Below are 25411 nucleotides of genomic sequence, written 5' to 3' on the forward strand. Positions count from 1 at the left end.
CTCGTCTCCGCCTTCAAACCTTCGCCCTGCTTTATCCCGTGCGGACCAGGGCAGATAGACCCGCGTCAGCCTTCGGGCGTCACCACGCGCGTCGCGCGGCCCGTCTCGTCCATAAAGATGATCCGCGCCCCGCCGTCGGCCGCCACGCTGAGCACCAGACGCGCCTTGCCCGCGCCGTCGCGCAGCACCAGTTCCGACGCGCCCGAGCCCTGACGCCCCAGGAAGGCGCGCGGGAAGCCCTCCAGATTGGCGGTCTTCATCGCCTCTTCCTGCTGTTCGGGGGTCAGACTCGCCAGGCTCTCCAGCACAGCGAAATCGATCGACTCCTCGGGCCGGTCGTTGACGAAGACGCCGGACACCCGTCGCGCCCCTTGCTGGAAGCCCATGATCTGAACCGTCTGATCCTGTTCATAGCCGTCGAAGGTCAGGCTGCCGCCCGACGTCTTGACCCCGTCGGCGTTCTTGCCGCCGAACACCAGGCCGCCGACCTCGGTGCCTTCCTCGTTCATGAACAGCATGCCCGCCGAATCGCGACCCGGATGCGGCACCTCGCGCCCGCGATAGGGGATTTCCGGGAAGGATGTCTGGTTGGAGATCACCATCCGCAGCGTGCCGTCCGGCTCGCGCACATTGATGCGCTGGACGTCGATCTCGGTGAAGCGGGCCGGGCCGACCCCTGACACCGCCCCCGAGACCATGACGCCCACGAAGACGGCCGTCAGCACGCCCGAATAGGCGATCAGAGCCTTTTGCGCGTCGAATTTCATGATGATCCTCCCCATTGATCGAGGGGTGGTAGCGGATCAGCCCGACGTCGCCCCGTGGTCAGTTGTCGCAAGCCTGGCTTTTACGACGGCCGGTGCAGGGCGCAGACCTTGTTGCCCGACGGGTCGCGCAGATAGGCCAGATGCAGGACGCCGAAGGGCGTGTTGCGCGGTCCGGCCGGATCCTCGATCGCCGTGCCGCCGGCTGCAACCCCGGCCTCGGCGAAGGCGACGACCGCCTCGGGACTAGCCGCGGCGAAGCCGATGGTGCCGCCGTTGGCGTGACAGGCCGCCTGGCCGTCGCGCGGCTTGACCACGCCGAGCATGCCGCGCGGCGTCATGTACCAGACGCCCGGCATGGGCTGGTCGCTGGCCGTGCCCGGCTGATGGCCCAGCGCGCCAAGCACCACGTCATAGAATTTGTGCGACGCCTCAAGGTCGTTGGCCCCGACGGTGACGTGGGTGAACATGGTCTTCCTCCCGATGATGCGCCCGGCCGGTTCGCCGGGCACAGCAAGCTAGGCCTATAAAGTTTCTTTTGGCAACTGACTATTGCCGCAACGCCTCAGCCCGGCCGGACGCCGTCGCGAGCGTAGCCTTCCATCAGCCCGGCATAGTCCTCGACCGGCGGGAACTCGGGGTAATGCACCCGCGCGCCGGACTGCACGCCCGGCAGGCTTTGCGCCGTCCAGGTGTCGGCATAGGGAACCACCCAGCCCCCGTCGTCCAGCAGGCTGGGCCGCACGTTGACGAAGGCCCCGCCCGCGATGCCGCGCGTGAACAGCCAGTTCTTGCAAGAGGGGCAGAAGTGATGCTCCGGCACGGGATTGTGCAGGCCGCCGATCTCGGTTTCGCCCTCGACCGACAGCCCGGACGCCGGCAGCATCAGACTGAGCGAATAGGCCCCGCCCGTCAGCTTCTGGCAGGCGCGACAGTGACAGGCGGCGGCGACAACCGGCGCCTCGGTCACGCGGACCTTCACCTGGCCGCACAGGCAGGCGCCGGTCCACGGCAGTTTCCAGTCACTCATCGCATGTCCTTCCCCGTTTAGAAGACGATCACCGAGCGGATGCTCTTGCCCTCGTGCATCAGGTCGAAGGCCTCGTTGATGCGTTCCAGCGGCAGGGTGTGCGTGATCATCGGGTCGATCTCAATCTTGCCGTCCATGTACCAGTCGACGATCTTGGGCGTGTCCGTCCGCCCACGCGCGCCGCCGAAGGCCGAGCCCTTCCAGACGCGGCCGGTGACCAGCTGGAACGGACGGGTGGCGATCTCCTTGCCCGCCTCGGCCACGCCGATGACCACGCTCTCACCCCAGCCGCGGTGGCAGGCTTCCAGCGCCTGACGCATGACCACGGTGTTGCCCGTGCAGTCGAAGGTGTAGTCGGCGCCGCCGCCGGTCATCTCGACCAGATGCGCCACCACGTCCGACACATCCTTGGGATTGACGAAGTGGGTCATGCCGAAGCGACGGCCCCATTCTTCCTTGTCGCCGTTGATGTCGACGCCGACGATCATGTCGGCCCCGACCAGCTTCAGGCCCTGGATGACGTTCAGGCCGATGCCGCCCAGGCCGAAGACCACGGCGTTGGCGCCCGGCTCGACCTTGGCTGTGTTGACCACGGCGCCCACGCCCGTCGTGACGCCGCAGCCGATGTAGCAGGCCTTGTCGAAAGGGGCGTCCTTGCGGATCTTGGCCACCGCGATCTCGGGCAGGACCGTATAGTTCGAGAAGGTCGAGCAGCCCATGTAGTGGGCGATCGGCTGACCCTTGTAGCTGAAGCGCGACGTGCCGTCGGGCATCAGGCCCTTGCCCTGCGTGCCCCGGATCGAGGTGCACAGGTTGGTCTTGCGGCTCAGGCACGACTTACACTGGCGGCATTCCGGCGTGTACAGCGGGATGACGTGGTCGCCGACCTCAAGGCTGGTCACGCCCGGTCCGACCTCGACCACCACGCCCGCGCCCTCGTGGCCCAGGATCGAGGGGAAGATGCCCTCGCTGTCCAGACCGTCCAGCGTATAGGCGTCGGTGTGGCAGACGCCGGTGGCCTTGATCTCGATCAGCACCTCGCCGGCGCGCGGACCTTCCAGATCGACCTCGACGATCTCGAGCGGGCGTTTGGCTTCGAACGCAACGGCGGCGCGGGTTTTCATGATCTGGGCCCTTCGGAGGTCCCTAACGCTCGCGACGCGGTCGCTCGCTGCTTCAGGGACTAAGGTGACTGAATTGGCGTCTGTTCTACGCCCGTCGCGGCGGAGCGGATATGGCGACAACCGCAAAACATTATTGTCGTACGGCAATAATCATGATCGAACGTCCCGATGAGCCGCTGGGACGGGATCGACGAATTCACCGCTGTCGCCGAACAGGCCAGCTTCTCGGCCGCCGCCAAACGGCTGGGCCTGTCGACCTCGGCGGTCAGCCGCGAGATCGCCCGGCTGGAAGACCGGCTGCAGACCCGCCTGCTGCATCGCACCACCCGCCGGGTCGAACTGACCGACGCAGGCCGCGACTTTCTGGCCCGCTGCCGTCGCCTGATCGACGAGCGCGACGAGGCCCTGGCCGCCGTCCAGCCCGACGATCAGGCCCCGCGCGGCCTGCTGCGCATGACCTGCTCGGTCTCCTATGGCGAACGTTTCATCGCCCCCGCCGTCAACGCCTTCGCGCGCCAGCACCCGGAGCTGAGGATCGAGCTGGATCTGGACAACCGGCTGCGCGATCTGGTCGGCGACGGCTATGATCTGGCGGTGCGGTTCGGCCACCTGACCGACTCGCGGCTGATGGCGCGACGGCTGGCCTCACGACGGCTGATCCTGTGCGCCAGCCCCGACTATCTGGCCCGCCGCGGCGCCCCGCGCGACCTGTCCGAGATCGCCAGCCACGACGGCCTGATCGGCTCATCCGAGCACTGGCGCTTCACCGAGGCCGGGCGCGAGGTCAGCCTTCGCGCCTCCGGCCGCTGGCGCTGCAACTCCGGCGCTGCGGTGCTGGACGCGGCCCTGCAGGGGCTGGGCCTGTGCCAGCTGCCCGACTTCTACGTCGCCGAAGCCCTAGCGTCGGGCGCCCTCGTCTCCCTGCTGGACGAGGCCCGCCCGCCCGACGAAGGCGTCTGGGCCGTCCACCCCCACCCCCGCCACGTCCCGCCCAAGGTCCGCGCCATGATCGACTGGCTGCACGAGCGGCTGTCGGCGTCGCCCGACCGGCGCTAGGGTGGCGACGATGCCAAGACGATCCGCATATCTGATGGTTCGACGCTGGGTGGACACACGCTTGTCCTACAACTTCACCTTTGGGCCGAAAGCAGCATTCGCCCCCGCCGCCCTACCCTTCATGCCATTGGTCCTGCTTAGATCAGGCTACTTGCTAGCATGGCTGCTCGCCCTGGCATTGGCGTCGACATGGTGCGGCTTCGTCGCGTGGCGAGCATCCCGGATGATGCGCGCTGGCGATATCAAGAGCGCCCGCGACTACGACCGACGCGCCAAGTTCAACCTGCCGCCTGAATACGCCGCCTCGGAAAGCCTGCTGGCGCATCAGCGACGCAAACGGAAAACCCAGCGATGAACCTCGTCGTCCTGACCGGCGCCGGCGTCTCGGCCGAGAGCGGCGTGCCGACCTTCCGCGCTTCGGACGGGCTGTGGGAGGGGCATCGCATCGAGGCGGTGGCGACGCCCGAGGGGTTCGCGGCCGACCCGGCCCTGGTGCAGGACTTCTACAACCAGCGGCGGCGGCATCTGGCCAGGGTCCAGCCCAACGCCGCGCACCGGGCCCTGGCCCATCTGGCGACGCGGTGGTGGGGCGACTTCCTGCTGGTGACGCAGAACGTCGACGACCTGCACGACCGGGCGCACGCGGAGACGCCGCCCGCTGCGGGGTTCGAGTTGCTCCATATGCACGGCGAACTGCTGAAGGCCCGCTGCACCGCGTCGGGCGTCGTCTGCGACTGGACCGGCGATCTGGAGGCCGCCCACGCCTCGCCGCATCATCCGCAGGGCGTCTTACGCCCCCACATCGTCTGGTTCGGAGAAATGCCGCTGGCGATGGAGCGGATCGAGGCGGCGCTAGAGGCCTGCGACCTGTTCGTCTCCATCGGCACCTCGGGCGCGGTCTATCCGGCGGCGGGCTTTGTGCAGTCAGCGCGGATGGCCGGAGCGCGGACGGTGGAGATCAATCTGGAGCCGACCCAGGGCGCGCGCCTGTTCGACGAGGGAGTCTATGGCCCCGCCAGCGAGACCGTGCCCGCCTTCTTCAACGCGCTCTAGCCGCGCGGCCCGAACAGGATCACCGCCGCGCCGATCAGGCAGACCGCGCCGCCGATGACGTCCCAGCGGTCCGGCGTCGTCTTCTCGACCAGCGCCATCCACGCCAGCGAAGCGACGATATAAACCCCGCCATAGGCCGCGAAGGCCCGCCCCGCCGTCTCGGCCGGCACAAGGGTCAGCAGCCAGGCGAAGGCGATCAGGCTGAGCACGCCCGGAACCAGCCAGACCGGCGACCGATCCAGCTTCAGCCAGGCCCAGAAGGCGAAACAACCGCCGATCTCGGCCAGGGCGGCGAGGGGGTAGATGAGGGCGAGTTTCACTTTACCTCCGTCATCCTCGGGGCCGCTCGCGCTTGCGAGCGGAGCCCGGGGACCCAGACAGTCAAGCGAACCATGAGGCCGCCAGGTCTTCCCACTGCGGGTTGCCCGCCTCGATCAGATTGAGTTTCCACTGCCTCGGCCATTTCTTGATCTGCTTCTCCCGACGAATAGCCTCGACCATGCCAGCTTGAGGCTCGAACCACACCAGACCCTTGCAGGCATAGACGTCGGTGAAGCCCTGAAACGTGCCAAGCTTATGCTGCCAGATGCGAGCATGAAGGTCGCTCGTGACGCCGGTGTAGAGCGTGCCGTTGCGACGGCTGGCCATGATGTAGGCGGCGATGATCGCGTCTGGATTTCGCAGCCTCGCCTCCCCCAATCCGTCGTTCAAAGATGCCAACCGACCCTGGAACCCAGGCTATTCAGCACGCAGGGCCTCGACAGGACAAGGCGCACCCTGTTCATCGGTCTGGGTCCCCGGGCTCGGCTACGCCGCCCCGAGGATGACGGCGGAGGGCGGAGAGCCCTACTCGCCCTTCTTCGCTTCCGCCGCGCGCTTCTCGGCCAGCTTGGCCAGGACCCGGCCGCGGCCCTTGGCCAGGGCGTGGATGGCGCCGCGCATGGTGGCGACTTCCTGCTCGGTGAAGGCGGCGCGGCCCAGCATGACGCGCAGGTTCTGGCTCATCGACGGCTTCTTCTCGGGCGGGTGGAAGAAGCCCCCGGCCTCCAGCTCGGCCTCGAAGTGTTCGTACATGCCGACCAGCAGCTCGTTCGACGCCGGCGGCTCGCCTTCCCGGAAGCGCGGCGGCGGGGCGTCGAGGATGAGAGTGCGCCACTCATAGGCGTTGATGGCCACGGCCTGGGCCAGATTCAGCGAGTGGTGCTTCGGGTCGATCGGAATGGTGGTGATGCCGGCGCACAGGGTGATGTCGGTCGTCTCAAGACCGGCGCGCTCGCCGCCGAACAGCAGGCCGGTCTTCAGGCCCGAGGCCGTGTCGTCATAGAGGATGCGGGCGCTCTCGCGCGGGGTGCGCACCGGCTGGCGCGTCTCGCGCGGGCGGGCGGTGGTGGCGAAGACGGTGTTCAGGTCGTGGATCGCCTCGGCCACGCTGTCGAAGACCTTGACGCCCTCCAGCACCCAGTCGGCGCCCGAGGCGGTGGCCCAGGCGCGGTCCTGGGGCCAGCCGTCGCGCGGGCTGACCAGCCGCAGTTCCGACAGGCCGAAGTTCGCCATGACGCGGGCGACCGCGCCGATGTTCTCGGCCATCTGGGACTTGTCGAGGATGACGACGGGGGGCGTGAGTTCAGTCATGGGGCGCTCTGTAACCCTTCTCCCCCTAAGGGAGAAGAACCTGATCCCGCTCATCCCCGCGGAGGCGGGAACCCAGTGAGAGCCTCATGCTCAGTCCTCGCCGATCATCGAGGTCCAGGGGTCCACCGTCCCGGCCTCGACCTCGGCCACCTTGACGGCGGGCCAGCCGATGGAGGCCGTGCCGCTCTCGCGCCAGCTGAGGATGATCAGGTCGCGCAGTTCCGAGGCGCCCGCCGCCAGGCGTTCGTTGACGAAGGCCGCGCCGCGCGGGTCGGCGTCCCTGAAGCCGCCCGCCTTCTCCAGACGGTAGAAGGGAATGACCGTGCCCAGGGTGGTCTTCAGATAGCCGGCGGTGCGGGCGCGCAGGTCCAGGTCGGACACCTGCGGCTGGCTCATGGCCGCCTCGACCGTGTCCAGACGGGCGACGCGCGAGGTGAACTCGCCCTCGAAGATTCCGTGCGTGCGGCGCGAGTTGGTGAAGCCCTCGGGGTTGGGGTAGTCGCCCCAGCCGTTGAAGTGGATCGAGGTGTGGTGCGGCTGCGAACCGTCGCCGACATAGTGGGCCAGGACGCCGATGTCGCGCAGGATCAGGGCCTCGCGGCGCTCGCGATCGGCGCGGTACCAGGCCTTCTTGCCGGGGTCCGTCTCACGGCCCTCGGCGGCAGTCAGGACGCGCCAGTAGGCGAAGTCGCGGCCCAGGTTCTGATAGGCGTCCATCAGGGCGTAGGGCAGATAGCCGACCTCGTCGATCTTGATGCCCGCCTGCACCAGGGCCGTGTCGAAGTCCGACTTCAGCCGCGGCAGGGCGTCGATGTGCGGACCGCTGGCCGTCATCGCATGACCGTTGTCGTCAAAGTCGATGAAGTGGGCCGTGTCGCGCTCGCGGTCGTGCGGCTGGCCGGCGCCCTTCCAGCGATCAGGCTCGCGCGCCAGTTCGCCCACGTCGGCGATCGCGCCCGGCGTGCGCAGGAAGGCCGGCAGGTCGTCGCTGAGGCCGCGCATGGCCGCCACGCCGATCAGGCGGTGGCCGGTGTTTCCCCAGGCGTCCACATGAACGGCGGGGGCCGCGACCAGTACAAGGGCGGCGGCAGAGATCATCAGGCGTTTGACTTGGCGCTTCATCGCAGGACACCGGCGGAAAAATTCGTGGGGAAACGACCGCTTATCCCATTCCCGGTCCCGCCTCCACCCATGCCGGTCGTCGCGCGGCCGCGCGATCACGCCGCCGTTATCTTGAGCCGAAACGCAGACTTTCTTCGCAATAAAGTGTTACACGATCAGACTTAGGTGTTAACCGAACAGCTGATCCGCACAGTATAGAAGCCATGCAGAACGAATACTGATTTCGTTGCTGTCACATATGCTGTGACATTTGAGCGATATGCTCATCGACCTGTGGACTAATCGAACGATGATCGTGCCGCAGGGGCGCGCCTGATCTCAATCAACACGTTTTTGACACAATTGGAGGTCAAAAACCCGCTGCCGGATCGTGTCGGGACCGGTGCTTCCTGAGTCTGTTCGATGCTGAACACAGCCGCTGCGCTTGCCATGTTCTGGGCTATGGCCTTCTCCGGTTCCGGAGAGCCTCAACCTTATGAAGCCGTTGTCGCGATCGAAACGGCTGCAATGGAAACCGCCGCGGCGGCTGAAAGTTCCATCGATACGTCCGCCCTTTCCGCCGAACAGGCCGAGCTGATGGCGGGCGATCCCGACTGGCGCGCCTCGGCCCGCCTCTATCATGCAGGCGGCGGCGGCGCGACGGGCAACGACTCGCTCGGTTGCCGACCGATCGCCATGCGCACGGTCGCCGTCGACCCCCGGGTCATCCCGCGCCGCACCAAGCTCTTCATCCGCGAAACGGTCGGCCTGCGCCTGGCCAACGGCGAGGTCCACGACGGCTACTGGTACGCCTCGGACACCGGCGGCGCGATCAAGGGCGCCAAGATCGACCTCTATACGGGCCACGGCCGCGGCTCGATGCGCCAGGCCCAGAGCCTGAACATGAAGACCCTGACCATCGCCGACGCTGGCGACTTCGACGGCTGCCCGCCCGCCTGGCAGACCGCTTCGAACTAAGACTTTCCGACCTACCGGCGAAAAAGGCGACCGGAGCGATCCGGTCGCCTTTTTGCTTTTCCTTCCCATGCAATGGGGAGGTGGCGCGGACGCGAAGCGGCCGTGACGGAGGGGCTTCTCCTCCCTACGCAGTGGGGAGGTGGATCGGCGGCGAAGCCGACGAGACGGAGGGGCTTCTTGGTTCCGCCGCCGTAGCCCCTCCACCACTTCGTGGTCCCCCTCCCCATGGAATGGGGAGGAAAGAAGAAGAGGCGCTAGAACTTCCGCCTGCCCGTCGCCGTCTCGAAGAAGAGCCGGAAGTCGCCCATCAGGCTCCACAGCGGGTATTTGAACGTCGCCGGCCGGTTCTTCTCGAAGAAGAAGTGTCCGACCCAGGCGAAGCCGTAGCCGACCAGCGGCATGGCCAGCAGCCACCAGGCGTTGCGCGTGACGCAGAAGGCTCCGAAGGCGGCGATCACCAGCCCCGTCCCGACCACGTGGATGCGGCGACAGGTCCGGTTGGAATGCTCATGGATGTAATAGGGATAGAACGCGGAAAAGGAGGCGTAGCGCCCCCCGTCATCGCTTCCAGTCTGCGGTTCGCGTGCGGTCATGGCCGCAGCCTGCCCCCGGATTGAACCGGGGGCAAGTCAGCGATCAGCGGTCAGTCGAAGCGCTTGCCGCCCTTGGGGCCCTTGGCGAAGGGCTTGCCGCCCGGCTTGAAGCCCGGCTTGCCGCCGGCCTTGAAGTCCGACTTGGGCTTGAACGGCTTCTTGGCGCCCGGGCCCTTGGCGAAAGGCTTCTCGTAGGGCTTGTCGAAGAACTGGCTGCTTTCCGGCGCGTCGGCGCGGGGGGCATAGGGCTTCTTCTTGAAGGCCGGACGTTCGCCGTCGGCCTCGCCTTCGCGCGGCTGCCACGGCTTCTTCTTGAACGGCGGACGACCGCCCTCGCCGTCCTCGTCGCGGCGGAAGGGCTTCTTGGCGTAGGGGCGCTCGCCGCCTTCGTCGCGGCGGTTGCGCGTCCCGCCCTTGAACATCCCCGCGTGCGGGGCTTCCGACGGCGTGATGTTCGCCTCGTTGGTGTTCATGGCCGCCAGCTTCCTGAAGGCCTCGACGTGGGTGTTGGCGATCTCGAAGCGGGTCTCTTCGGGGAAGGTCTTGATCGAGCCGATCTGCTGCTTGGTGATGCCGCCGATACGGCAGATCATCGGGATCAGCCACTTGGGATCGGCATTGCGGTTCCGGCCGATGTCCATGCGGAACCACGAGACCTGGTCGGGCTGCAGACGCTCGAAGGGCGAGGCGCCGGCGGCGAACTTGTCGCCCGGCTCGCCACGCGGCTTGCGCTGCGGGCCCTGGCCCGGATCGACCAGATCTTCGGGGGCCGGCAGATCCTTCCGCAGCAGGACCAGCAGGGCGCGGGCCAGATCTTCCGCCGTGCGCTCGGCCACCAGCTTGGCGATCAGGCCGGCGTCGTCCTCATTGCCTTCCTCTGCGAAGACCGGGGCGGCCAGCAGGCGCTGCTCGTCCTTGGCCAGGATCTCGTCGGCGGTGGGCGCCCCGGCCCAGGTCGCCTCGACGCCTGCCGAGCCCAGCAGCATCTCGGCCTTGCGGCGACGGCTGCTCGGCACCAGCAGGATGGAGGTGCCCTTCTTGCCCGCGCGGCCGGTGCGGCCCGAGCGGTGCAGCATGGTGGCCTTGTTGATCGGCAGTTCGGCGTGGATCACCAGACCCAGATCGGGCAGGTCCAGACCGCGCGCGGCCACGTCGGTGGCGACACAGACGCGGGCGCGGCCGTCGCGCAGGGCCTGCAGGGCGTCGGTGCGCTCGCGCTGGCCCATTTCACCCGACAGGGCCACGGTGGCGAAGCCGCGCTCCAGCAGCGACGACTGCAGGTGACGCACGCTGTCGCGCGTCGAGCAGAAGACCAGGGCGCCGGGGGCCTCATAGAAGCGCAGCACGTTGACGACGGCGTGCTCGATCTCGTTCGGGGCGATGCGCAGGGCGCGGTATTCGATGTCGCTGTGCGGCTGGCTGCGGTCGACGGTGTCGATGCGCACGGCGTCGCGCTGATAGCGCTTGGCCATCATGGCGATGTCGCGAGCGATGGTGGCCGAGAACAGCAGGGTGCGGCGCTCGGGCGGCGACTGCTCCAGGATGTATTCCAGGTCCTCGCGGAAGCCCATGTCGAGCATCTCGTCGGCCTCGTCGAGCACCAGGACCTTCAGCGCCGACAGGTCGAGGTTGCCGCGGTCGATGTGGTCCTTCAGGCGGCCGGGCGTGCCGACCACGATGTGGATGCCGAAGTTGAGGGCGCGGGCTTCCTTGCGGGCGTCCATGCCGCCGACGCAGGTGGTGATCTTGGCCTTGGACTCGCCGTACAGCCATTCCAGCTCGGCCGAGACCTGCAGCGCCAGTTCGCGCGTCGGGGCGATCGCGAGCATCAGGGGGGCGTCGGCCGGACCGAAGGTCTCGTTCTCACCCAGCAGCGAAGAGGCGGCCGCCAGGCCGAAGGCCACCGTCTTGCCCGATCCGGTCTGGGCCGAGACCAGCATGTCGGCCTCGCCGTGGCCTTCCAGAACCGCCGCCTGGACGGGGGTGGGCTCGGCATAGCCCTTGTTGGCGAGAGCGCGGTCTAGCGCGGGGTGGATCGCGGGAAAGGGCATATACGACCTGAAAAAGAGCATGGCGGCCGTAAAACGACCGCGCCCGGCCAAGGCGAACAGCCGGCCGGGCGATGAGGAGGCGGTCTCTATACACCAATAACGGCCCCGATGCGGCGGATTTCCGCAAAAAGACCGCCGTTCACCACGCTTGTTCAGGCGTCATTGACCTCAAAGCCACGATCCTGACCGTCCGCAGAGTTCCCTTCGCCGCCCGGAGACCGATCATGACGATCCCGCCCCTGAGCATCGCCGCCGCCGGAATGCAGAACGCCGCCAACCGCTTCGAGGCCAGCGCCCGACGCACGGCGACAGGCTCGATCGACAATCTGGCCGTGGAGGCCGTCGAACAGATCCGCGCCAAACAGGACTTCTCCGCCAACGCCGCCGTGGCGCGGACGGCGGACGAGATGACGGGGACCCTGCTGGATATTCTGGTTTAGGGCCCCAAGTTTTCCGCTCATCCCCGCGGAGGCGGGGACCCAGTAGGAGCCGCGCAAACCGCAATAGAGGATGCGCACGCCTTCGACTTGAGGCTCACGCTTGCAGCCAAAGCCCTGGGTCCCCGCCTCCGCGGGGATGAGCGGATGCTGGTGGCGACCTACCCCGCCTTCTCGGGCAGGTGGAAGAAGTCGATGAAGCGGGCGAAGACGGCGCAGTCGCCCTCTATGATCATCGCCCCCTCGCCTTCCAGCGCCGCCAGCGGAACCTTGCCGTAGACGGCGGCGGCCACGATCGGCGGGGCGGCGCGCACGATCACGTCGCCGTCCTCGACCTCGCCGCGCCGCGTGGTGATCTCGCCGTCCTTCACGGTCACCACCATGCGGTCCTCATCCATCGCAAAGCCAAGCCGCATGTTGGCATCGGCCGCCAGGTCCGGATCGAACATGGTCTCGAACGACTGCATGATGGACACGGCGCTGATCGGTAGGGTGGGATCGTGCTGGGGCGAGCGCGCGGCCCAGCGGCCCAGCACCATGAAGACCGGCTTGATCTCATAGCCCCAGTCGGTCAGCTCATAGACCTGGACCGAGGCGGGCGGCGGCAGTTTGCGGCGCTGGACAATGCCCGAGACCTCCAGCCCCTCCAGCCGTTGGGTCAGGACATTGGCCGACAAGCCGCACAGGTCCTTTCGCAGGTCGCTGAAACGCCTCGGCCCCATCATGAGTTCTCGTATCACCAGCAGGGCCCAGCGCTCGCCGACGAGGTCGAGTCCGTGCGCGGCGCCGCAGGCGTCGTGATAGCGGCGGGAACGGTCGGCGGATTCGTTAGTTACTTTTTCTAACTTCATGGTTGACTAACATAACACGATAGGACACCGTTACGCCAGATCAGGGAGGATCGCCAAATGAACAAGCTCATCTTCGTCAATCTGCCTGTCACCGACCTGCCGCGCTCGGTCGCCTTCTATGAGGCCGTGGGCGCCGCCAAGAACCCCATGTTCTCGGACGACACCGCCGCCTGCATGGTGTTTTCCGACACCATCCACGCCATGCTTCTGACCCACGAGAAGTTCTCCAGCTTCACCGACCGCGCCATCCCCGACGCGCACAAGACGGCCCAGGTGCTGATCTGCGTCTCTGAAGACAGCCGTGACGCCGTGGACGCCGTGATCGACCGCGCCGCCAAGGCCGGCGGTCAGGCCGACCCCAACGCCAGGCAGGACTACGGCTTCATGTACGGCCGCAGCTACGCCGACCCGGACGGTCATATCTGGGAAGTCATGTGGATGGACCCCGAAGCCGCCGCCGAGGGCCCCGAGGCCTTCGCCGCCCAGGTCGGGGGCGGCTGATCATGACCGACCTGTTCGAGCTGAGCGTCAGCCGCATCTTCAAGGCCTCGCCGGAAACGGTGTGGAAGGCCTTCACACAACACGGAACCGAATGGTTCACCCCTCGCCCCTGGACAACGCCCTCGGTCGACTACGACCTGCGTCCCGGCGGTCGCGCCGACATCGTCATGCAGTCGCCCGAGGGCGAGCGGCATGAGTATCGTGGCGTGGTGCTGGAGATCATCCCCGAGCGCCGCATCGTCACCACCGGGGCCATGACCGAGGGCTGGATTCCCCAGCCCGGCGAGATGAACTTCGTGCGCATCGACACGTTCGAACCCGAAGGCGACGGCACCCGCTACACCGCCCGCGCCCGCCATTGGGACGACAAGGCCATGAAGACCCATACCGAAATGGGCTTCGAGCCCGGCTGGGGCGCCGCCGCCGATCAACTGGGCGAGGTGGCCGAGCATCTCGCCGCACAGGAGGCGACGTCATGAGCGACAAGATCATCCCCTGCATTTGGTACGACCTGGGTCAGGCGAAGAAGGCGGCCGAGTTCTACGTCTCGCTGGGCCTGCCCGACAGCCACGTGGACCGCATCGCGACCAGCCCCGCCGACAATCCGTCCAGCGCCGAGGGCGCGGAGCTGGTGGTCGAGTTCACCCTAGCCGGGCGGCCCTATATGGGCCTGAACGGCGGCCCGACCTTCCCGCAGACCGAGGCCGTCTCCTTCATGATCATGACGGACGATCAGGCCGAGACCGACCGCCTGTGGAACGCCATCATCGACAACGGCGGACGCGCCAGCGACTGCGGCTGGTGCAAGGACCGCTGGGGGGTCAACTGGCAGATCACCCCGCGCCGCCTGATGGCCTTCTTCAGCGACCCGAACCCCGCCCGCGCCAAGGCCGCCTTCACGGCCATGATGACCATGCAGAAGATCGACATCGCCGCCATCGAGGCCGCTGCTGACAAGGCTGGGTAAGCAGTCAAGCTAAGCTTGTCCGCCCGCCCTGTCGCTTTCGACCAAGACCCGACGACCGCCTGCCTCAACTATCCGCCCCCTGCCCTCAAACAGCGAGCCGCCGCGCGGCGAGCGATAGGGGCCAACCTCCGAAGGAGACACCAAGATGGCTTACATCACCGGCTTCCTGACTCCCGTGAAGAACGAGAACAAGGACCGCTATATCGAGTCCGCCCGCAAATCCTGGCCCCTGTTCAAGGGCTATGGCGCCACCGCTCAGATCGAGAACTGGGGCGTGGACGTGCCGGACGGAAAGGTCACCAGCTTCCCCATGGCGGTGAAGCTGGAAGAGGGCGAGGCCGTCGTCTTCTCCTGGCTGGTCTGGCCCGACAAGAAGACCGCTGACGACGCCTGGGCCAAGATGCAGGAAGACCCCGCCATGGCCGACATGGACATGCCCTTCGACGGCAAACGCATGATGTGGGGCGGCTTCGAAACCATCTTCCAGAACTGAGGGCCGCCTCGATCTTCCTCCCCGCTTTGTGGGGAGGGGGACCACGTAGCGGTGGAGGGGGCGACGCGACGTTGTGCGGTCGGCGCTTGAAACGCGGACAGGCTTGCGCCGCCCCCTCCGTCTCGTCGGCTTCGCCGCCGATCCACCTCCCCATGGAATGGGGAGGAAAGACGCCAAAGAAAAAGGGCGGCTCTTGCGAGCCGCCCTTTGTTGTCTTGGATCAGCTGTCCAGGAAGGACCGCAACTTCCGCGACCGCGAGGGGTGCTTCAGCTTGCGCAGGGCCTTGGCCTCGATCTGACGGATGCGTTCGCGGGTCACCGAGAACTGCTGGCCGACCTCTTCCAGGGTGTGGTCGGTGTTCATGCCGATGCCGAAACGCATCCGCAGGACGCGTTCCTCGCGCGGGGTCAGCGAGGCCAGGACGCGGGTCGTGGTTTCGCGCAGGTTCGACTGAATGGCGGCGTCGATCGGCAGGACGGCGTTCTTGTCCTCGATGAAGTCGCCCAGGTGGCTGTCTTCCTCGTCGCCGATGGGGGTTTCGAGCGAAATCGGCTCCTTGGCGATCTTCAGGACCTTGCGCACCTTCTCCAGAGGCATGGCCAGCTTTTCGGCCAGTTCTTCCGGGGTCGGCTCGCGGCCGATCTCGTGCAGCATCTGGCGGCTGGTGCGGACGATCTTGTTGATCGTCTCGATCATGTGCACCGGGATGCGGATGGTGCGCGCCTGGTCGGCGATCGAGCGGGTGATCGCCTGACGGATCCACCAGGTGGCGTAGGTCGAGAACTTGTAGCCGCGACGGTACTCGAACTTGTCGACCGCCTTCATCAGGCCGATGTTGCCCTCCTGGATCAGGTCCAGGAACTGCAGGCCGCGGTTGGTGTATTTCTTGGCGATCGAGATCACGAGGCGCAGGTTGGCCTCGACCATTTCCTTCTTGGCCTGACGGGCTTCGCGCTCGCCCTTCTGGACCGTCTGGACGATGCGGCGATAGTCGTCGATCGGCAGGCCGGCCTCGGTCGCCACGGCGGCGACGTCGGCACGGATCTTGGCGATCTGGGCGGCTTCATTGTCGCTGAACTTGGTCCAACGCACGCCCATTTCCTTGACGCGTTCCGACCAGTTGGGGTCCAGCTCCGAGCCGAAATAGGATTTCAGGAACTCGGGACGCGAAATGCCGTAGCTGTCGGCCAGGCGCAGCAGGCGGCCCTCCAGACCGATCAGGCGCTTGTTGATCGCATACAGCTGTTCGACCAGGGCCTCGATGCGGTTGTTGTTCAGCTTCATCGTCTTCAGACGATCGCTGATGGCCGCGGTCAGGGTCTCATAGGCCTTGTGATCCTTGGCGCTCAGCACCTCGCCCTTCAGGCGGGCCTCGACCAGCTTGTCCTGCAGCTTGCGGAAACCGCCGAAGTCCGAAGCGATGGCGTCCAGCACCTCCATGACGCCGTCGCGCAGCTCGGCTTCCAGAGCCGAGATCGACATGCCGCCGCCGTCGTCGAAGTCGTCCTCGTCCTCGTCCTCGCCTTCCGGCTTGTCGCCGTCGCCGTCCGGCTCGCCGGTCGGCTGACCCGGCGCGGGCTGGTTGTGCGGCAAGGACGAGGGATTGAGAATGCCGTAGGTGGCGTCCAGGTCGATCACTTCGCGCAGCAGGATGCGGTTGTTGGCCAGTTCCTCGCGCCAGACCATGATGGCCTCAAAGGTCAGGGCGCTTTCGCACAGACCCGAGATCATGGCGTCGCGGCCGGCCTCGATACGCTTGGCGATGGCGATTTCGCCCTCGCGGCTCAGCAGTTCGACCGACCCCATTTCGCGCAGATACATGCGCACGGGGTCGTCGGTGCGGTCATAGGCCGACTTGGCCGGAGTCTCGGCCACCGAGGTCTCGGCGGCGGCGGCCACGTCGGTGCCGGTCGATTCTGCGGCGTCTTCCTCGGCCTCGACCACGTTGACGCCCATTTCCGACAGCATGGCCAGGGTGTCTTCAATGGCGTCCGGGGTCACTTCTTCCGACGGAAGGACCTTGTTCAGCTCCTCCATCGTGACATAGCCGCGGGCCTTGGCCTGCTTGATGAACTTCTTGACGCCGGCGTCCGTCAGATCGAGCAGGGGCCCGTCGGTATTGGCTTCGGTGTCCTGCGTCTCGGTCTGCGCGCTCATTCAGTCTGTCTCCACGACCGCTGGAGGGTGATCAGTCCCCTGCGGCGAAAATACAACGCCCGACGACTTCGTTGGTTACGAAGAAGCCGCGTCTTCCCAAATCGTTCCGGTCTTGATGGCCCGTCGCAATGCATCGCGCTCGGCTTTCACCAGGGTGAAGGCCGAGTTGTCGAACGCCTTGTGGGCATCCGACTTTGCTGACGCCAGCGCCTGCTCCAACGCCGCTACGCGGGTCAGAGCGTCGAACGCCTGCGACCACCGGATCCTCGCCTCGCCGAGGGGCTTGTCTGCAGCCAGGAATGGCGCGCCGGACTTCGCCGCCGCCTTCTCGACCTCGTGCATCAAGGCATCATGACCCGAGTGGGCCAGATGGCGTCGGATCGCGGCCGAGTCAAGGCTCTGCCCCGAAAAGCGTAACCGGACCAGTTCCTGCGCCAGTCCGTCCAGGGCTGGATCGCCGAAGCCGTGCCGGGCGATGGCCTCCAGATGATCGTCCATTCGCTCAGGATCATCCACCGCGCCGTGGGCCAGGGCGGCGGCCACCGGCTCGATGGAGCGGAACAGGGCCTGCATGGCCTGGGCGCCCTCGGCCGTCTGGCCCAGCTTGGGCGGCGGACCGCGCCAGCGCCCACCGGGACCGGGCCGTCCGCCCTGCTGGAAAGTCTGTTGTTGCTGCTGGCGCGGGAACAGGGCGTCGAAACGCTCGAACAGGTCGCGCCGGTACTGCTCGGCCAGGTCCTTGTCTTGAATGGCGCTGGCCGCTTGACGCAGACGTCCCTTCAGCCCGGCCTTGCGCTCAGGCGTGTCCAGCGGTTCGGCCTCGGCTTCGCGGCGGAACAGGACCTCGATGAAGGGCCGGGTCTCGCTCAGGGCGTGACGCAGGGCCGGCGCCCCCTTGTCGCGCAGGATGTCGTCCGGGTCCTGCCCCGCGTCCAGCAGGGCGAAACGGAAGGACCGGCCCGATTTCAGCAGGGGCAGCGACCGCTCGATCGAGCGATAGGCGGCGCGCAGCCCCGCGGCGTCGCCGTCGAAGCACAGCACCGGCTCGGCCGAGACCCGCCACAAACGCTCCATCTGCTCTTCGGTCAGGGCCGTGCCCATGGGCGCGACCGCCGGCAAGCCCGCGCGCTGGCAGGCGATGACGTCCATATAGCCTTCGACGACGATGATCCCCTGCTCGCCCCGGCTCTCGGCCCCCAGGATGCGGCGCGCCTCGGGCAGGCCGTAGAGGGTGGCGCCCTTGTGAAACAGCGGGCTTTCCGGCCCGTTCAGATACTTGGCCCGGTCGTCGGGGTTCATGGCCCGTCCGCCGAAGCTGACGATCCGCCCGCGCGCGTCCAGAATGGGGAACATCAGCCGGTCGCGGAACCGGTCATAAGGCGCACCGCCGCTGTCGGGCGAGATCAGCATGCCCGCCTCGACCAGATCCCCCGGCTTGGCCCCGCGCTGGATCAGGGCGTTCTTCAGCCCTTCGCGGTCATTGGGTGCGTAGCCCAGGCCGAAGCGCTCCCACTGATCCTCGGGCAGGCCGCGCTTTTCCAGATATTCGCGCGCCGCCTTGCCGACCGAGCGGCGCAGGTTGGCGGCGAACCATTTCTGGGCCAGGTCCATCCAGTCGGTCAGGCCCTGCTTCTTGGCCTCGCGCTCGGCTGACTGCGGGTCCTCGGCGGGAAGCTGCATCCCCGCCTCGCCCGCCAGCCGCTGCACCGCCTCGACAAAGCTGAGACGCTCGGTCTCCTGCAGGAAGCTGATGATGTCGCCGTGCTTGCCGGACGAAAAGTCGTGGAAGAAGCCCTTGTCGTCGTTGACGAAGAAGCTGGGCGACCGCTCCTTCGAGAAGGGGCTGAGACCGACATATTCGCGCCCCTGACGCTTGAGCTTCACCGTCCGGCCGATGACGTCGGACGGGCGAAGGCGGGCCTTCAATTCTTCGAGGAAACGATCGTCGAAACGCACGTCTTCAGACACCCCGGCGTGGCGATGAGGGAAAGGCCCGCCGCGATCTCAAGACATGATGATCCCCGACGACCTTGTCCACAGCCCTGTGAAGATCAGGGATAAGTGCGTCGAAACCGGACGCCACCCTACTTCCACGCCTCGCCGGTGCGGCCCAGGGCCTCGCCCAGATCATAGACGGCCTGCATCGAGGCCTGGTTGAAGTCCAGGCTGTTGGCGCCGTCGTAATCCTCGGGAATGGCGGCGACATGGAACTCCAGCCCGTTGCGGCTGGCGAAGGCGCGGTTGGCCGCGATGGTGGCGCGAAGCTGGCCGCCCAGGACCGCGTCCAGACTGCGGGTCAGAACCGGAACGGCGGCGTCGCGGGTGACGGCGAAGCGCGGGGCGTCCTTGCCGTTGACCACGACGTGCAGGCGCGCGCCCTGAAACACGCCCGACACGTCGTCCCAGTTCCACATGATCTGCGGCAGGGCCACGAAGGGGTTCATCACCCCGCCGTCAACGTGCATCTCCTCGAACACCGCGCCCTGCGCTTGCGAGCGGATCATGACGGGTGGAAAGGCGCCGGGAATGCTGGCCGAGGCAATCAGGACGTCGCGGAACAGAGCCAGGGCCTCCGGCCCGCCGCGCTCGGCGATGGCGCCCATGTTCCAGATGACGCCGCGCTGGGCGTCCAGATCCGTGGTGGCGACCAGCAGCAGCCGGCCCTTGGCGTGCTCGGCCGCCACCTCGGCCAGCAGGGCCTCGTCGACATTGCGCTCGACCAGTTCACGCAGCGGCAGACCGCTGAACACGCCCGACCCGACAAAGGCGCGCAGCCCCCGGCTCTTCAGCAGCCCGGTCGCCTCGCCGCCGGTATAGGCCTCCTTCAACCGCGCATCCCAGCGCGGACCGAGGAAGACGAAGGGGGCGGCCAGGGCGCCGGTCGACACCCCCGTCACCACCTCGAAATCGGGCCGTTTGCCGCTGGCGGTCCAGCCGTTGATCAGGCCCGCCGTGAAGGCGCCGTTGGCCCCGCCGCCGGACAGGGCGATCAGGTCGAAATGACCGTCCGCCCCCTTGGGCACGCCCTCGCCCAGCTGCTGCTCGATGCTCTGAGCCGCCGCTTCGTCCTCGACGGAATAGCGGACATTGGGGAAGCCCACGGGAAAGGCGGCGTCGCGCTCGTTCAGGCCGAAATCGCTGCGCGCCCCGCTGGCGCAGGCCGACAACAGCAGTCCGGCGCTCAGAACGACGGCGACCGTCCGCAACAGGCTGAAACTCATGGGCGTCCTCCAAGGCCCGCCACCCTAGGCGGGATCGATGACAGATGGAAAAGCGCCGGGCCCGAAAATCCGCGTTAGGTTTTCATTAACCAAGAAGGCCGTCCCGGCCTCGCCCTCGTCCGAATGCGAACGAAATGCCGCGCGACAACCATGTTATCCACAACCTGTGGATTGATTCGCTTTACGGAAGCTTCTGATGTTCATCGCCATCGCCCGCCCGGCGGTGGAGCCCCAAGGCCCCGACGCCGTCGCCGTCCCCGGCTCCCCCGCCATTCCGTTCCTGACGCCCCGCGCCCTGCACGCGCGCCTGCTGGACAACGCCGCCGCGCGCCGTCGCCGCGGTCAGGAGCGAAAACTGGCCCGCCGCACCGACGACGCCGCCTACTGGATTTCGGCCGCGCCGGTCGCGGTGCGCAAGGCCTGTGAACTGCGCCGGCATTCGACCTTTGTCCAACTGCCCTAGGGCTTTCGCAACCGCGAGAATTACAGAAAAATTCAGGGTTCGAGCCTAGGTCTGAAGAAGATTGCTGAGCTTTTCCATGTCTGACGCTGATCACCCCCACGCCGCCTTTCTTCGTCCTCTGCTGGACGTCATGGCGGAAAGACTGGGCGGCGCCGTCATTTTGCATGCGGCGCCCAGCGGCGAAGTGCTGGCGGTGGCAGGCGGCGTGCCGGGGCTGGAGATCAAGGACCCGATCGGCGCACGTCCCGAAGACTACGCCGATCGTTTCCAGGTTTTCGCCCAGGACGGCTCGATCGCCAGACTCGAGGATCTGCCCGTGATCCGCGCGATAAAGTCGGGCGAGCCGATCACGGACGAGGTCTGGCTGCTGGGCGGCGAGGCCGGTCCTCAGCCGGTCTTCGTCGACTCCTACCCCTTGAAGAACGCCGAGGGCGCCGTCATCGGCGTGGTCGCCGCCGCCACCGACCCCAAACGTTGGGGCCAGCGCGCCGAACGCCTGAAACGGTCAATTTCGATCCGCGACGGTTTCGTCGGCTGATCGTCAGCGCAACTCGGGCAGGCGGCGCAGGAGGGAGTCCTTCAGCTTGCGACGGCGTTGGGCGGCGCTCTGGAGTCGCACGCGTTCGCGTCGTTCCAGTCCATCGCCCCATCGCCCATAGGCCGCTTCCAGCAGATGAGGATGGCGGTCGTGCTGGTGAACGATGGCGCTGACGCCGCCGTCAGGGTTGACGATGCGTCCATCCGCGACCGTCAGTTCCGCCCCCGGCGTCAGACCGAGCGTCGCCACCCGACCGTAGTTAGGCTTCACCTCGCCCTCGATCATGCCGAGATGAAGCGCGATGTTGCAGGCCGCCTGATCAGCGCCGAAGGCGCCGCCGATTTCCGAGCGGGGAATGGCCGCCAGCATCAACAGGGTCCGGCAGAAACGCATCATGGCGTCACGGCCTCCGACCACGGTGCCGACGCAGACGCACGGCTTGTCGGACAGGGCGCGGGCGATGTCGCACCCGCCGACGCCGCGCAGATACTTCATGTTGAAGGCGTGATCGGCCAGCGTTCCCTCATCGTATTCCGAGAAGAACTCGGAGCCCTGTGGCGCGGGGACGAAGGGATCGGCCTGGAACACCACGTCGCGGACGTCCGTCATCAGGACGTGTCGCGCCCAGGGACGCTCGGCCATCAGGGCGTCGAAGGCGGCAAACCGGGCCATCACGGCATGGGGCGCCCAGGCGCCCGCGCCGACCGAACGCGGCGCGACGCCTTCGACGTCATGTTCCGCCAGGAAGGCGAGCAGGGCCGGGTCCTGATCCACCACCAGGACCAGAGGACCATCCCAGACCGCGCGCAAGGACCGCACGAACGGCGCCACGTCGGCGACGTCATAACCGGTGGCGTAACCCAGGATCAGATCGCTGGGCGCCCTGGTCGCGGGCGAGGCGATGCCCCTCTCCCCGCTGATCGCGTCAGCAACCCAGCCGAGATAGGCCGATTTCGCCGCCGGCCCCGACACGTCAGGCCCTCATCGACTCGGCGAAGCGGTTGAACAGATAGAGGCTGTCGGTCGGCCCGGGCGAGGCCTCCGGGTGGTGCTGGACGCTGAAGATCGGCTTGTCTTTGACGGCGATGCCGCAGCTGGTGCCGTCGAACAGGCTGACGTGGGTCTCGACCACGGCGTCAGGCAGGCTGTCGCGGTCCACGGTGAAGCCGTGGTTCATCGACACGATCTCGACCTTACCCGTGGTCAGGTCCTTCACCGGATGGTTGGCGCCGTGGTGGCCCTGATCCATCTTGATGGTCTTGGCGCCGAGCGCGATGGCCAGCATCTGGTGGCCCAGGCAGATGCCCATCAGGGGCTTGCCGCTGGCGACCAGCTTCTTGATCTCGGGCACAGCGTATTCGCCGGTCGCGGCCGGGTCGCCCGGACCGTTCGACAGAACCACGCCGTCAGGATTGCGGGCCAGGATGTCCTCGGCCGGGGTATTGGCCGGAACCACGGTGATCTTCGCCCCGGTCGAGGCCAGGGCGCGCAGGATGTTGCGCTTCACGCCATAGTCCACGACCACGACATTTTTGTCGGTCGCATCGACCTTGGGATAGCCGGCGGGCCATTCCCATACGCCTTCGTTCCAGTCGAAGGCCTGAAGCGTCGAGGCGTCCTTGGCCAGGTCCAGGCCGACCAGGCCGGTCCAGGCCTTGGCCTGAGCCACCAGGGCGTCGAGGTCGAACTGGCCGTCCGGGTGGTGGGCGATGACAGCGTGAGGCGCGCCCTTGTCGCGGATGATCTTGGTCAGGGCGCGGGTGTCCACACCTGACAGACCGACCACGCCACGGCGCTTCATCCATGCGTCGAGGTCGCCACCCGCGCGCCAGTTGGCCGGATCGGTCGGGACGTCGCGGAAGATGGCGCCGCGCGCCGAGGTCCCCGAACCGTCGCCGATCTGCTCCACGTCCTCGACGTTCACGCCGACATTGCCGACGTGCGGGAAGGTGAAGGCCAGGATCTGGCTCATGTAGGAGGGGTCGGTCAGGATTTCCTGATAGCCCGTCATGGCGGTGTTGAAGACCACCTCGCCGAGGGCCGTGCCGACGGCGCCGACGCCGATCCCCTGCAGGATGGTGCCGTCAGCGAGCGCGAGGACGCCAGTGGCGCCGGACAGAATCTGGGTCGTCATGGCGCAGGCTCCTAACAATGAATACGGGCAGACAAACGGCGGCGTGACTAAAGAGATGCAGGGGCGGGGTCAACACGCCCCGGAGATTAAACCTTCTGGCCCTTTCGCACCCAGACCCAGGCCAGGCTGGTCAGGGCGAAGAATCCGACGCTGGGCAGGATATAGCCGCCCGCCGCCGCCGCGACCGCAAAGGCCGAAAAGACCACGCCGACGACAGCCAGGGCGCGCCAGCCAGTCTTGGTGGTCAGCTTCCACAGCGTCATCGAACACAGGGCGTAGAGGCAGAGCGTCAGCACCGAGGTGACGCCGATCAGGACGCCGAACTGCTCGCCCAGGGTCGGCTGGGCGCTGGCGATGACGAGAGCGCTCATGACCACGCAGTTGAGGATGGGGTTGCTCAGCGGCGTCTTGCCCTTTTGCGCCCCGCCGAACCAACGCGGCATCCAGCCGGCCTCGGCGGCCCCGCGCGAGGTCTCGCCCGCCAGCATGGTCCAGCCGGCGATGGTGCCCAGCACCTTGATCACGGCGCAGGCCGCGACCAGACCGGCCACGGACGAGCCCATGACCCGCGCTACCAGATCAGCATAGGGGCTGGTCGAATGGACCAGGACGTCGGCCGGAATGACGCCGAAGACGGCGATGCTGGCCGCGACATAGACAATGAAGGCCAGGGCGACGCCGCCCAGCGAGGCGCGGCCCACGTCGACCGAGGGGTTCTTGACCAGGCTGGACAGGGCCGCGGCGCTCTCGACGCCCAGGAAGGCCCAGAAGATGATGGCCAGCGAGGCCGGCACCGTCTTCAGCAGGGGCTGATCGCCCGGGCTCCACGAGGCCGCGAAGGTGTCGCCGCTGAAGGCCATGGCTCCCGCGACGATGGCCAGGACAATGGGGATCAGGCCGAGACCCAGGGTGATGGCCCCGAACCGTGCAGCGGTTTTCGCGCCGCTGGCGTAGGCCGCCGTTGTCAGCCAGATCAGGGCCAGGTTGCTGACCGCCGCCCACAAGGGCTCTTTCAGCGCCGGAATGAAGAAGGCCAGATAGCCGGTGCCGGCCACCGCCAGGGCCACGTTGCCCGCCAGACAGGCGGCCCAGTAGGCCAGCCCCGTCTGATAGCCGATGAAGCGGCCCATGCCGCGCCGGGTGAAGTCCGACAGGCCGTCGGCGTCCGGCTGCATCCGGCCCAGACCGCCGAACACCAGGGCCAGGGTCACCGCCCCGATCCCGCAGATCAGCCAGCCGATAATGCTGCTGCTGCCCGTCGGCGCCAGGGTCGCGGGCAACAGATAGACCCCCGAACCGATCATGTTGCCCGCCACGACGAGGGCGGCGAGCGCCCATCCGATACGGTGCGGCGGGTCGGGCAGGATTTCCGTCTGGGTCATCTGCGCCGCATAGACCGAAATGTCGCACCCGTCGCGTGATATCGCGCCGGGCCTGGGATAGAGAGCGCCGGCACACTGGAGCCTCCCCATGACCATCACCACGGTCGGCCTCGATGCCGACGACACCCTGTGGCACAACGAGACCATCTTCCGCCTCAGCCAGAAGCGTTTCGTGGACCTGCTGGCCGACCACGCCGACGAGCCGGTGATGATGGGGCGTCTGGCCGAGGTCGAGCAGCGCAACCTTCGTCTCTACGGCTACGGCGTGAAGGGCTTCACCCTGTCGATGCTGGAGACGGCCATGGAGTTGTGCGACGGCGCCGCCCCGCCGCACATCGTCCGCGAAATCCTGGCGGCGGGCCGCGAGATGCTGGCCCACCCGGTCGAGACCCTGCCCGGCGTCGACGAGGTCCTGGCCGAACTGTCGGAGCAATATCGGCTGGTCCTGATCACCAAGGGCGACCTGATGGATCAGGAGCGCAAGCTGGCCGCGTCCGGCCTGGGCGACCTGTTCGCCGCCGTCGAGATCGTGTCGGAAAAGGACCGCTCAACCTATGATCGCGCCTTCGCCCTGCACGGCAGCGGCGCCGCCGAGGCGGTGATGGCCGGCAATTCGATGAAGTCCGACGTCCTGCCTGCGCTCCAAGCCGGGGCCTTCGCCTGCCACATCCCCTACCACATCACCTGGGCCCACGAGTTGGCGGACGCGCCGGAAGGCCACCCCCGTTATGTCTCGCTCAGCCGCATAGCCGAACTGCCCGACTGGATCGCCGCGATGGACAAGCTCGGATAAATATCGACGATCTTTGAGTTAAAATCACTCATTTCACAGCATTCAATTCAGTGAACGCCGTGACGCCAAATATTGAGACTGAGATCGTCTC

General features: G+C 67.1%; 29 protein-coding genes. 12 read left to right on the forward strand and 17 right to left on the reverse strand.

Going from position 1 to position 25411, the window contains the following annotated elements; translation table 11 throughout:
* Positions 1 to 65: 65 nt before the first annotated feature.
* The 4 genes from RTY13_RS02375 to RTY13_RS02390 all read right to left on the reverse strand — a co-directional run bounded on the left by RTY13_RS02375 (position 66) and on the right by RTY13_RS02390 (position 2918).
* On the reverse strand, positions 66 to 767 hold the full coding sequence (locus tag RTY13_RS02375; protein WP_312780839.1) for a hypothetical protein: 702 nt from the start codon (positions 765 to 767) through the stop codon (positions 66 to 68).
* A gap of 80 nt (positions 768 to 847) precedes the next feature.
* Positions 848 to 1234 carry a VOC family protein gene (locus RTY13_RS02380; RefSeq protein ID WP_312780840.1) on the reverse strand — a complete coding sequence of 129 codons (387 nt, stop codon included), beginning with the start codon at positions 1232 to 1234 and terminating at the stop codon, positions 848 to 850.
* 95 nt (positions 1235 to 1329) lie between these two features.
* Complete coding sequence (locus RTY13_RS02385) at positions 1330 to 1794, reverse strand: GFA family protein (protein ID WP_312780841.1); 465 nt, start codon at positions 1792 to 1794, stop codon at positions 1330 to 1332.
* Between the two features lie 17 nt (positions 1795 to 1811).
* Positions 1812 to 2918, reverse strand: a complete 1107-nt coding sequence (locus RTY13_RS02390) for an S-(hydroxymethyl)glutathione dehydrogenase/class III alcohol dehydrogenase (RefSeq protein ID WP_312780843.1) — start codon at positions 2916 to 2918, stop codon at positions 1812 to 1814.
* A gap of 168 nt (positions 2919 to 3086) precedes the next feature.
* Between RTY13_RS02390 and RTY13_RS02395 the strand changes: the two genes are divergently transcribed.
* From RTY13_RS02395 to RTY13_RS02405, 3 genes are all read left to right on the forward strand, one after another.
* Positions 3087 to 3974 (forward strand): LysR family transcriptional regulator, encoded by an 888-nt coding sequence (locus tag RTY13_RS02395; RefSeq protein WP_312780844.1) that lies wholly within the window; start codon positions 3087 to 3089, stop codon positions 3972 to 3974.
* Positions 3975 to 4035: 61 nt separating this feature from the next.
* Complete coding sequence (locus tag RTY13_RS02400; RefSeq protein ID WP_312780845.1) at positions 4036 to 4329, forward strand: hypothetical protein; 294 nt, start codon at positions 4036 to 4038, stop codon at positions 4327 to 4329.
* Complete coding sequence (locus RTY13_RS02405) at positions 4326 to 5027, forward strand: NAD-dependent deacylase (protein WP_312780847.1); 702 nt, start codon at positions 4326 to 4328, stop codon at positions 5025 to 5027. Before RTY13_RS02400 ends, RTY13_RS02405 begins: the two co-directional genes overlap by 4 nt.
* Here RTY13_RS02405 and RTY13_RS02410 read toward each other — a convergent pair.
* The 4 genes from RTY13_RS02410 to RTY13_RS02425 all read right to left on the reverse strand — a co-directional run bounded on the left by RTY13_RS02410 (position 5024) and on the right by RTY13_RS02425 (position 7781).
* Entirely contained in the window at positions 5024 to 5347 is a 324-nt protein-coding gene (locus tag RTY13_RS02410; protein WP_312780848.1) for a YnfA family protein, read from the reverse strand. The genes RTY13_RS02405 and RTY13_RS02410 overlap by 4 nt on opposite strands.
* A gap of 61 nt (positions 5348 to 5408) precedes the next feature.
* The gene (locus tag RTY13_RS02415) at positions 5409 to 5738 is read right to left on the reverse strand and encodes a GIY-YIG nuclease family protein (RefSeq protein ID WP_312780849.1); all 330 of its coding nucleotides are present in this window, start codon (positions 5736 to 5738) and stop codon (positions 5409 to 5411) included.
* 135 nt (positions 5739 to 5873) lie between these two features.
* Positions 5874 to 6659 carry an RNA methyltransferase gene (locus tag RTY13_RS02420; RefSeq protein WP_312780850.1) on the reverse strand — a complete coding sequence of 262 codons (786 nt, stop codon included), beginning with the start codon at positions 6657 to 6659 and terminating at the stop codon, positions 5874 to 5876.
* 90 nt (positions 6660 to 6749) lie between these two features.
* On the reverse strand, positions 6750 to 7781 hold the full coding sequence (locus tag RTY13_RS02425; RefSeq protein WP_312780852.1) for a S1/P1 Nuclease: 1032 nt from the start codon (positions 7779 to 7781) through the stop codon (positions 6750 to 6752).
* Positions 7782 to 8183: 402 nt separating this feature from the next.
* Between RTY13_RS02425 and RTY13_RS02430 the strand changes: the two genes are divergently transcribed.
* Entirely contained in the window at positions 8184 to 8738 is a 555-nt protein-coding gene (locus RTY13_RS02430) for a 3D domain-containing protein (RefSeq protein ID WP_409450270.1), read from the forward strand.
* Positions 8739 to 8992: 254 nt separating this feature from the next.
* Here the strand turns inward: RTY13_RS02430 and RTY13_RS02435 are convergent, their stop codons facing one another.
* The gene (locus RTY13_RS02435; RefSeq protein ID WP_312780855.1) at positions 8993 to 9331 is read right to left on the reverse strand and encodes an Mpo1-like protein; all 339 of its coding nucleotides are present in this window, start codon (positions 9329 to 9331) and stop codon (positions 8993 to 8995) included.
* Between the two features lie 50 nt (positions 9332 to 9381).
* Positions 9382 to 11382 (reverse strand): DEAD/DEAH box helicase, encoded by a 2001-nt coding sequence (locus tag RTY13_RS02440; protein WP_312780857.1) that lies wholly within the window; start codon positions 11380 to 11382, stop codon positions 9382 to 9384.
* A 224-nt stretch (positions 11383 to 11606) separates the two neighbouring features.
* Between RTY13_RS02440 and RTY13_RS02445 the strand changes: the two genes are divergently transcribed.
* Complete coding sequence (locus RTY13_RS02445) at positions 11607 to 11822, forward strand: flagellar basal body rod C-terminal domain-containing protein (RefSeq protein ID WP_312780859.1); 216 nt, start codon at positions 11607 to 11609, stop codon at positions 11820 to 11822.
* Between the two features lie 158 nt (positions 11823 to 11980).
* Here RTY13_RS02445 and RTY13_RS02450 read toward each other — a convergent pair whose 3' ends face one another.
* Positions 11981 to 12670, reverse strand: coding sequence for a helix-turn-helix domain-containing protein (locus RTY13_RS02450; protein WP_312780861.1), 690 nt, complete (start codon positions 12668 to 12670; stop codon positions 11981 to 11983).
* Between the two features lie 57 nt (positions 12671 to 12727).
* Between RTY13_RS02450 and RTY13_RS02455 the strand changes: the two genes are divergently transcribed.
* The 4 genes from RTY13_RS02455 to RTY13_RS02470 all read left to right on the forward strand — a co-directional run bounded on the left by RTY13_RS02455 (position 12728) and on the right by RTY13_RS02470 (position 14631).
* Positions 12728 to 13171 carry a VOC family protein gene (locus RTY13_RS02455; protein ID WP_312780862.1) on the forward strand — a complete coding sequence of 148 codons (444 nt, stop codon included), beginning with the start codon at positions 12728 to 12730 and terminating at the stop codon, positions 13169 to 13171.
* A 2-nt stretch (positions 13172 to 13173) separates the two neighbouring features.
* A complete protein-coding gene (locus tag RTY13_RS02460; RefSeq protein ID WP_312780863.1) occupies positions 13174 to 13650 on the forward strand; it encodes an SRPBCC family protein in 477 nt (158 codons plus the stop codon).
* Positions 13647 to 14138 carry a VOC family protein gene (locus RTY13_RS02465; RefSeq protein ID WP_312780864.1) on the forward strand — a complete coding sequence of 164 codons (492 nt, stop codon included), beginning with the start codon at positions 13647 to 13649 and terminating at the stop codon, positions 14136 to 14138. Before RTY13_RS02460 ends, RTY13_RS02465 begins: the two co-directional genes overlap by 4 nt.
* 145 nt (positions 14139 to 14283) lie before the next feature.
* Entirely contained in the window at positions 14284 to 14631 is a 348-nt protein-coding gene (locus tag RTY13_RS02470; protein WP_312780865.1) for a DUF1428 domain-containing protein, read from the forward strand.
* 220 nt (positions 14632 to 14851) lie between these two features.
* Here RTY13_RS02470 and rpoD read toward each other — a convergent pair whose 3' ends face one another.
* The 3 genes from rpoD to RTY13_RS02485 form a co-directional block, all read right to left on the reverse strand.
* Entirely contained in the window at positions 14852 to 16789 is a 1938-nt protein-coding gene (gene rpoD / locus RTY13_RS02475; RefSeq protein WP_312780866.1) for an RNA polymerase sigma factor RpoD, read from the reverse strand.
* 75 nt (positions 16790 to 16864) lie between these two features.
* On the reverse strand, positions 16865 to 18745 hold the full coding sequence (gene dnaG, locus RTY13_RS02480; protein WP_312780867.1) for a DNA primase: 1881 nt from the start codon (positions 18743 to 18745) through the stop codon (positions 16865 to 16867).
* A gap of 128 nt (positions 18746 to 18873) precedes the next feature.
* Complete coding sequence (locus tag RTY13_RS02485) at positions 18874 to 20010, reverse strand: patatin-like phospholipase family protein (protein ID WP_312780868.1); 1137 nt, start codon at positions 20008 to 20010, stop codon at positions 18874 to 18876.
* 196 nt (positions 20011 to 20206) lie between these two features.
* Between RTY13_RS02485 and RTY13_RS02490 the strand changes: the two genes are divergently transcribed.
* On the forward strand, positions 20207 to 20473 hold the full coding sequence (locus RTY13_RS02490) for a hypothetical protein (protein WP_312780870.1): 267 nt from the start codon (positions 20207 to 20209) through the stop codon (positions 20471 to 20473).
* A 76-nt stretch (positions 20474 to 20549) separates the two neighbouring features.
* Complete coding sequence (locus tag RTY13_RS02495; RefSeq protein ID WP_312780872.1) at positions 20550 to 21011, forward strand: hypothetical protein; 462 nt, start codon at positions 20550 to 20552, stop codon at positions 21009 to 21011.
* A 3-nt stretch (positions 21012 to 21014) separates the two neighbouring features.
* Here RTY13_RS02495 and RTY13_RS02500 read toward each other — a convergent pair whose 3' ends face one another.
* From RTY13_RS02500 to RTY13_RS02510, 3 genes are all read right to left on the reverse strand, one after another.
* Positions 21015 to 21983 (reverse strand): hypothetical protein, encoded by a 969-nt coding sequence (locus tag RTY13_RS02500; protein ID WP_312780873.1) that lies wholly within the window; start codon positions 21981 to 21983, stop codon positions 21015 to 21017.
* Position 21984: 1 nt separating this feature from the next.
* Positions 21985 to 23145 carry a glutamine-hydrolyzing carbamoyl-phosphate synthase small subunit gene (carA, locus tag RTY13_RS02505; protein WP_312780874.1) on the reverse strand — a complete coding sequence of 387 codons (1161 nt, stop codon included), beginning with the start codon at positions 23143 to 23145 and terminating at the stop codon, positions 21985 to 21987.
* A gap of 86 nt (positions 23146 to 23231) precedes the next feature.
* Positions 23232 to 24527 carry an amino acid permease gene (locus RTY13_RS02510; RefSeq protein WP_312780876.1) on the reverse strand — a complete coding sequence of 432 codons (1296 nt, stop codon included), beginning with the start codon at positions 24525 to 24527 and terminating at the stop codon, positions 23232 to 23234.
* Between the two features lie 88 nt (positions 24528 to 24615).
* Here RTY13_RS02510 and RTY13_RS02515 point away from each other — a divergent pair, with 88 nt between their 5' ends.
* Positions 24616 to 25320: an HAD family hydrolase gene (locus RTY13_RS02515; RefSeq protein WP_312780878.1), complete on the forward strand. Its 705-nt coding sequence runs from the start codon at positions 24616 to 24618 to the stop codon at positions 25318 to 25320.
* Positions 25321 to 25411 lie beyond the last annotated feature (91 nt).

The organism is Brevundimonas sp. (genome assembly GCF_032055285.1).
In the GTDB taxonomy this organism is placed as follows: Bacteria; Pseudomonadota; Alphaproteobacteria; order Caulobacterales; family Caulobacteraceae; genus Brevundimonas.

Coding starts and splice junctions, on each gene's coding strand:
- RTY13_RS02375 (WP_312780839.1), bottom strand. CDS start 767: ATGAAATTCGACGCGCAAAAGGCTCTGATCGCCTATTCGGGCGTGCTG.
- RTY13_RS02380 (WP_312780840.1), bottom strand. CDS start 1,234: ATGTTCACCCACGTCACCGTCGGGGCCAACGACCTTGAGGCGTCGCAC.
- RTY13_RS02385 (WP_312780841.1), bottom strand. CDS start 1,794: ATGAGTGACTGGAAACTGCCGTGGACCGGCGCCTGCCTGTGCGGCCAG.
- RTY13_RS02390 (WP_312780843.1), bottom strand. CDS start 2,918: ATGAAAACCCGCGCCGCCGTTGCGTTCGAAGCCAAACGCCCGCTCGAG.
- RTY13_RS02395 (WP_312780844.1), top strand. CDS start 3,087: ATGAGCCGCTGGGACGGGATCGACGAATTCACCGCTGTCGCCGAACAG.
- RTY13_RS02405 (WP_312780847.1), top strand. CDS start 4,326: ATGAACCTCGTCGTCCTGACCGGCGCCGGCGTCTCGGCCGAGAGCGGC.
- RTY13_RS02420 (WP_312780850.1), bottom strand. CDS start 6,659: ATGACTGAACTCACGCCCCCCGTCGTCATCCTCGACAAGTCCCAGATG.
- RTY13_RS02425 (WP_312780852.1), bottom strand. CDS start 7,781: ATGAAGCGCCAAGTCAAACGCCTGATGATCTCTGCCGCCGCCCTTGTA.
- RTY13_RS02430 (WP_409450270.1), top strand. CDS start 8,184: ATGCTGAACACAGCCGCTGCGCTTGCCATGTTCTGGGCTATGGCCTTC.
- RTY13_RS02435 (WP_312780855.1), bottom strand. CDS start 9,331: ATGACCGCACGCGAACCGCAGACTGGAAGCGATGACGGGGGGCGCTAC.
- RTY13_RS02440 (WP_312780857.1), bottom strand. CDS start 11,382: ATGCCCTTTCCCGCGATCCACCCCGCGCTAGACCGCGCTCTCGCCAAC.
- RTY13_RS02445 (WP_312780859.1), top strand. CDS start 11,607: ATGACGATCCCGCCCCTGAGCATCGCCGCCGCCGGAATGCAGAACGCC.
- RTY13_RS02450 (WP_312780861.1), bottom strand. CDS start 12,670: ATGAAGTTAGAAAAAGTAACTAACGAATCCGCCGACCGTTCCCGCCGC.
- RTY13_RS02455 (WP_312780862.1), top strand. CDS start 12,728: ATGAACAAGCTCATCTTCGTCAATCTGCCTGTCACCGACCTGCCGCGC.
- RTY13_RS02460 (WP_312780863.1), top strand. CDS start 13,174: ATGACCGACCTGTTCGAGCTGAGCGTCAGCCGCATCTTCAAGGCCTCG.
- RTY13_RS02465 (WP_312780864.1), top strand. CDS start 13,647: ATGAGCGACAAGATCATCCCCTGCATTTGGTACGACCTGGGTCAGGCG.
- RTY13_RS02470 (WP_312780865.1), top strand. CDS start 14,284: ATGGCTTACATCACCGGCTTCCTGACTCCCGTGAAGAACGAGAACAAG.
- rpoD (WP_312780866.1), bottom strand. CDS start 16,789: ATGAGCGCGCAGACCGAGACGCAGGACACCGAAGCCAATACCGACGGG.
- RTY13_RS02485 (WP_312780868.1), bottom strand. CDS start 20,010: ATGAGTTTCAGCCTGTTGCGGACGGTCGCCGTCGTTCTGAGCGCCGGA.
- RTY13_RS02490 (WP_312780870.1), top strand. CDS start 20,207: ATGTTCATCGCCATCGCCCGCCCGGCGGTGGAGCCCCAAGGCCCCGAC.
- RTY13_RS02495 (WP_312780872.1), top strand. CDS start 20,550: ATGTCTGACGCTGATCACCCCCACGCCGCCTTTCTTCGTCCTCTGCTG.
- carA (WP_312780874.1), bottom strand. CDS start 23,145: ATGACGACCCAGATTCTGTCCGGCGCCACTGGCGTCCTCGCGCTCGCT.
- RTY13_RS02510 (WP_312780876.1), bottom strand. CDS start 24,527: ATGACCCAGACGGAAATCCTGCCCGACCCGCCGCACCGTATCGGATGG.
- RTY13_RS02515 (WP_312780878.1), top strand. CDS start 24,616: ATGACCATCACCACGGTCGGCCTCGATGCCGACGACACCCTGTGGCAC.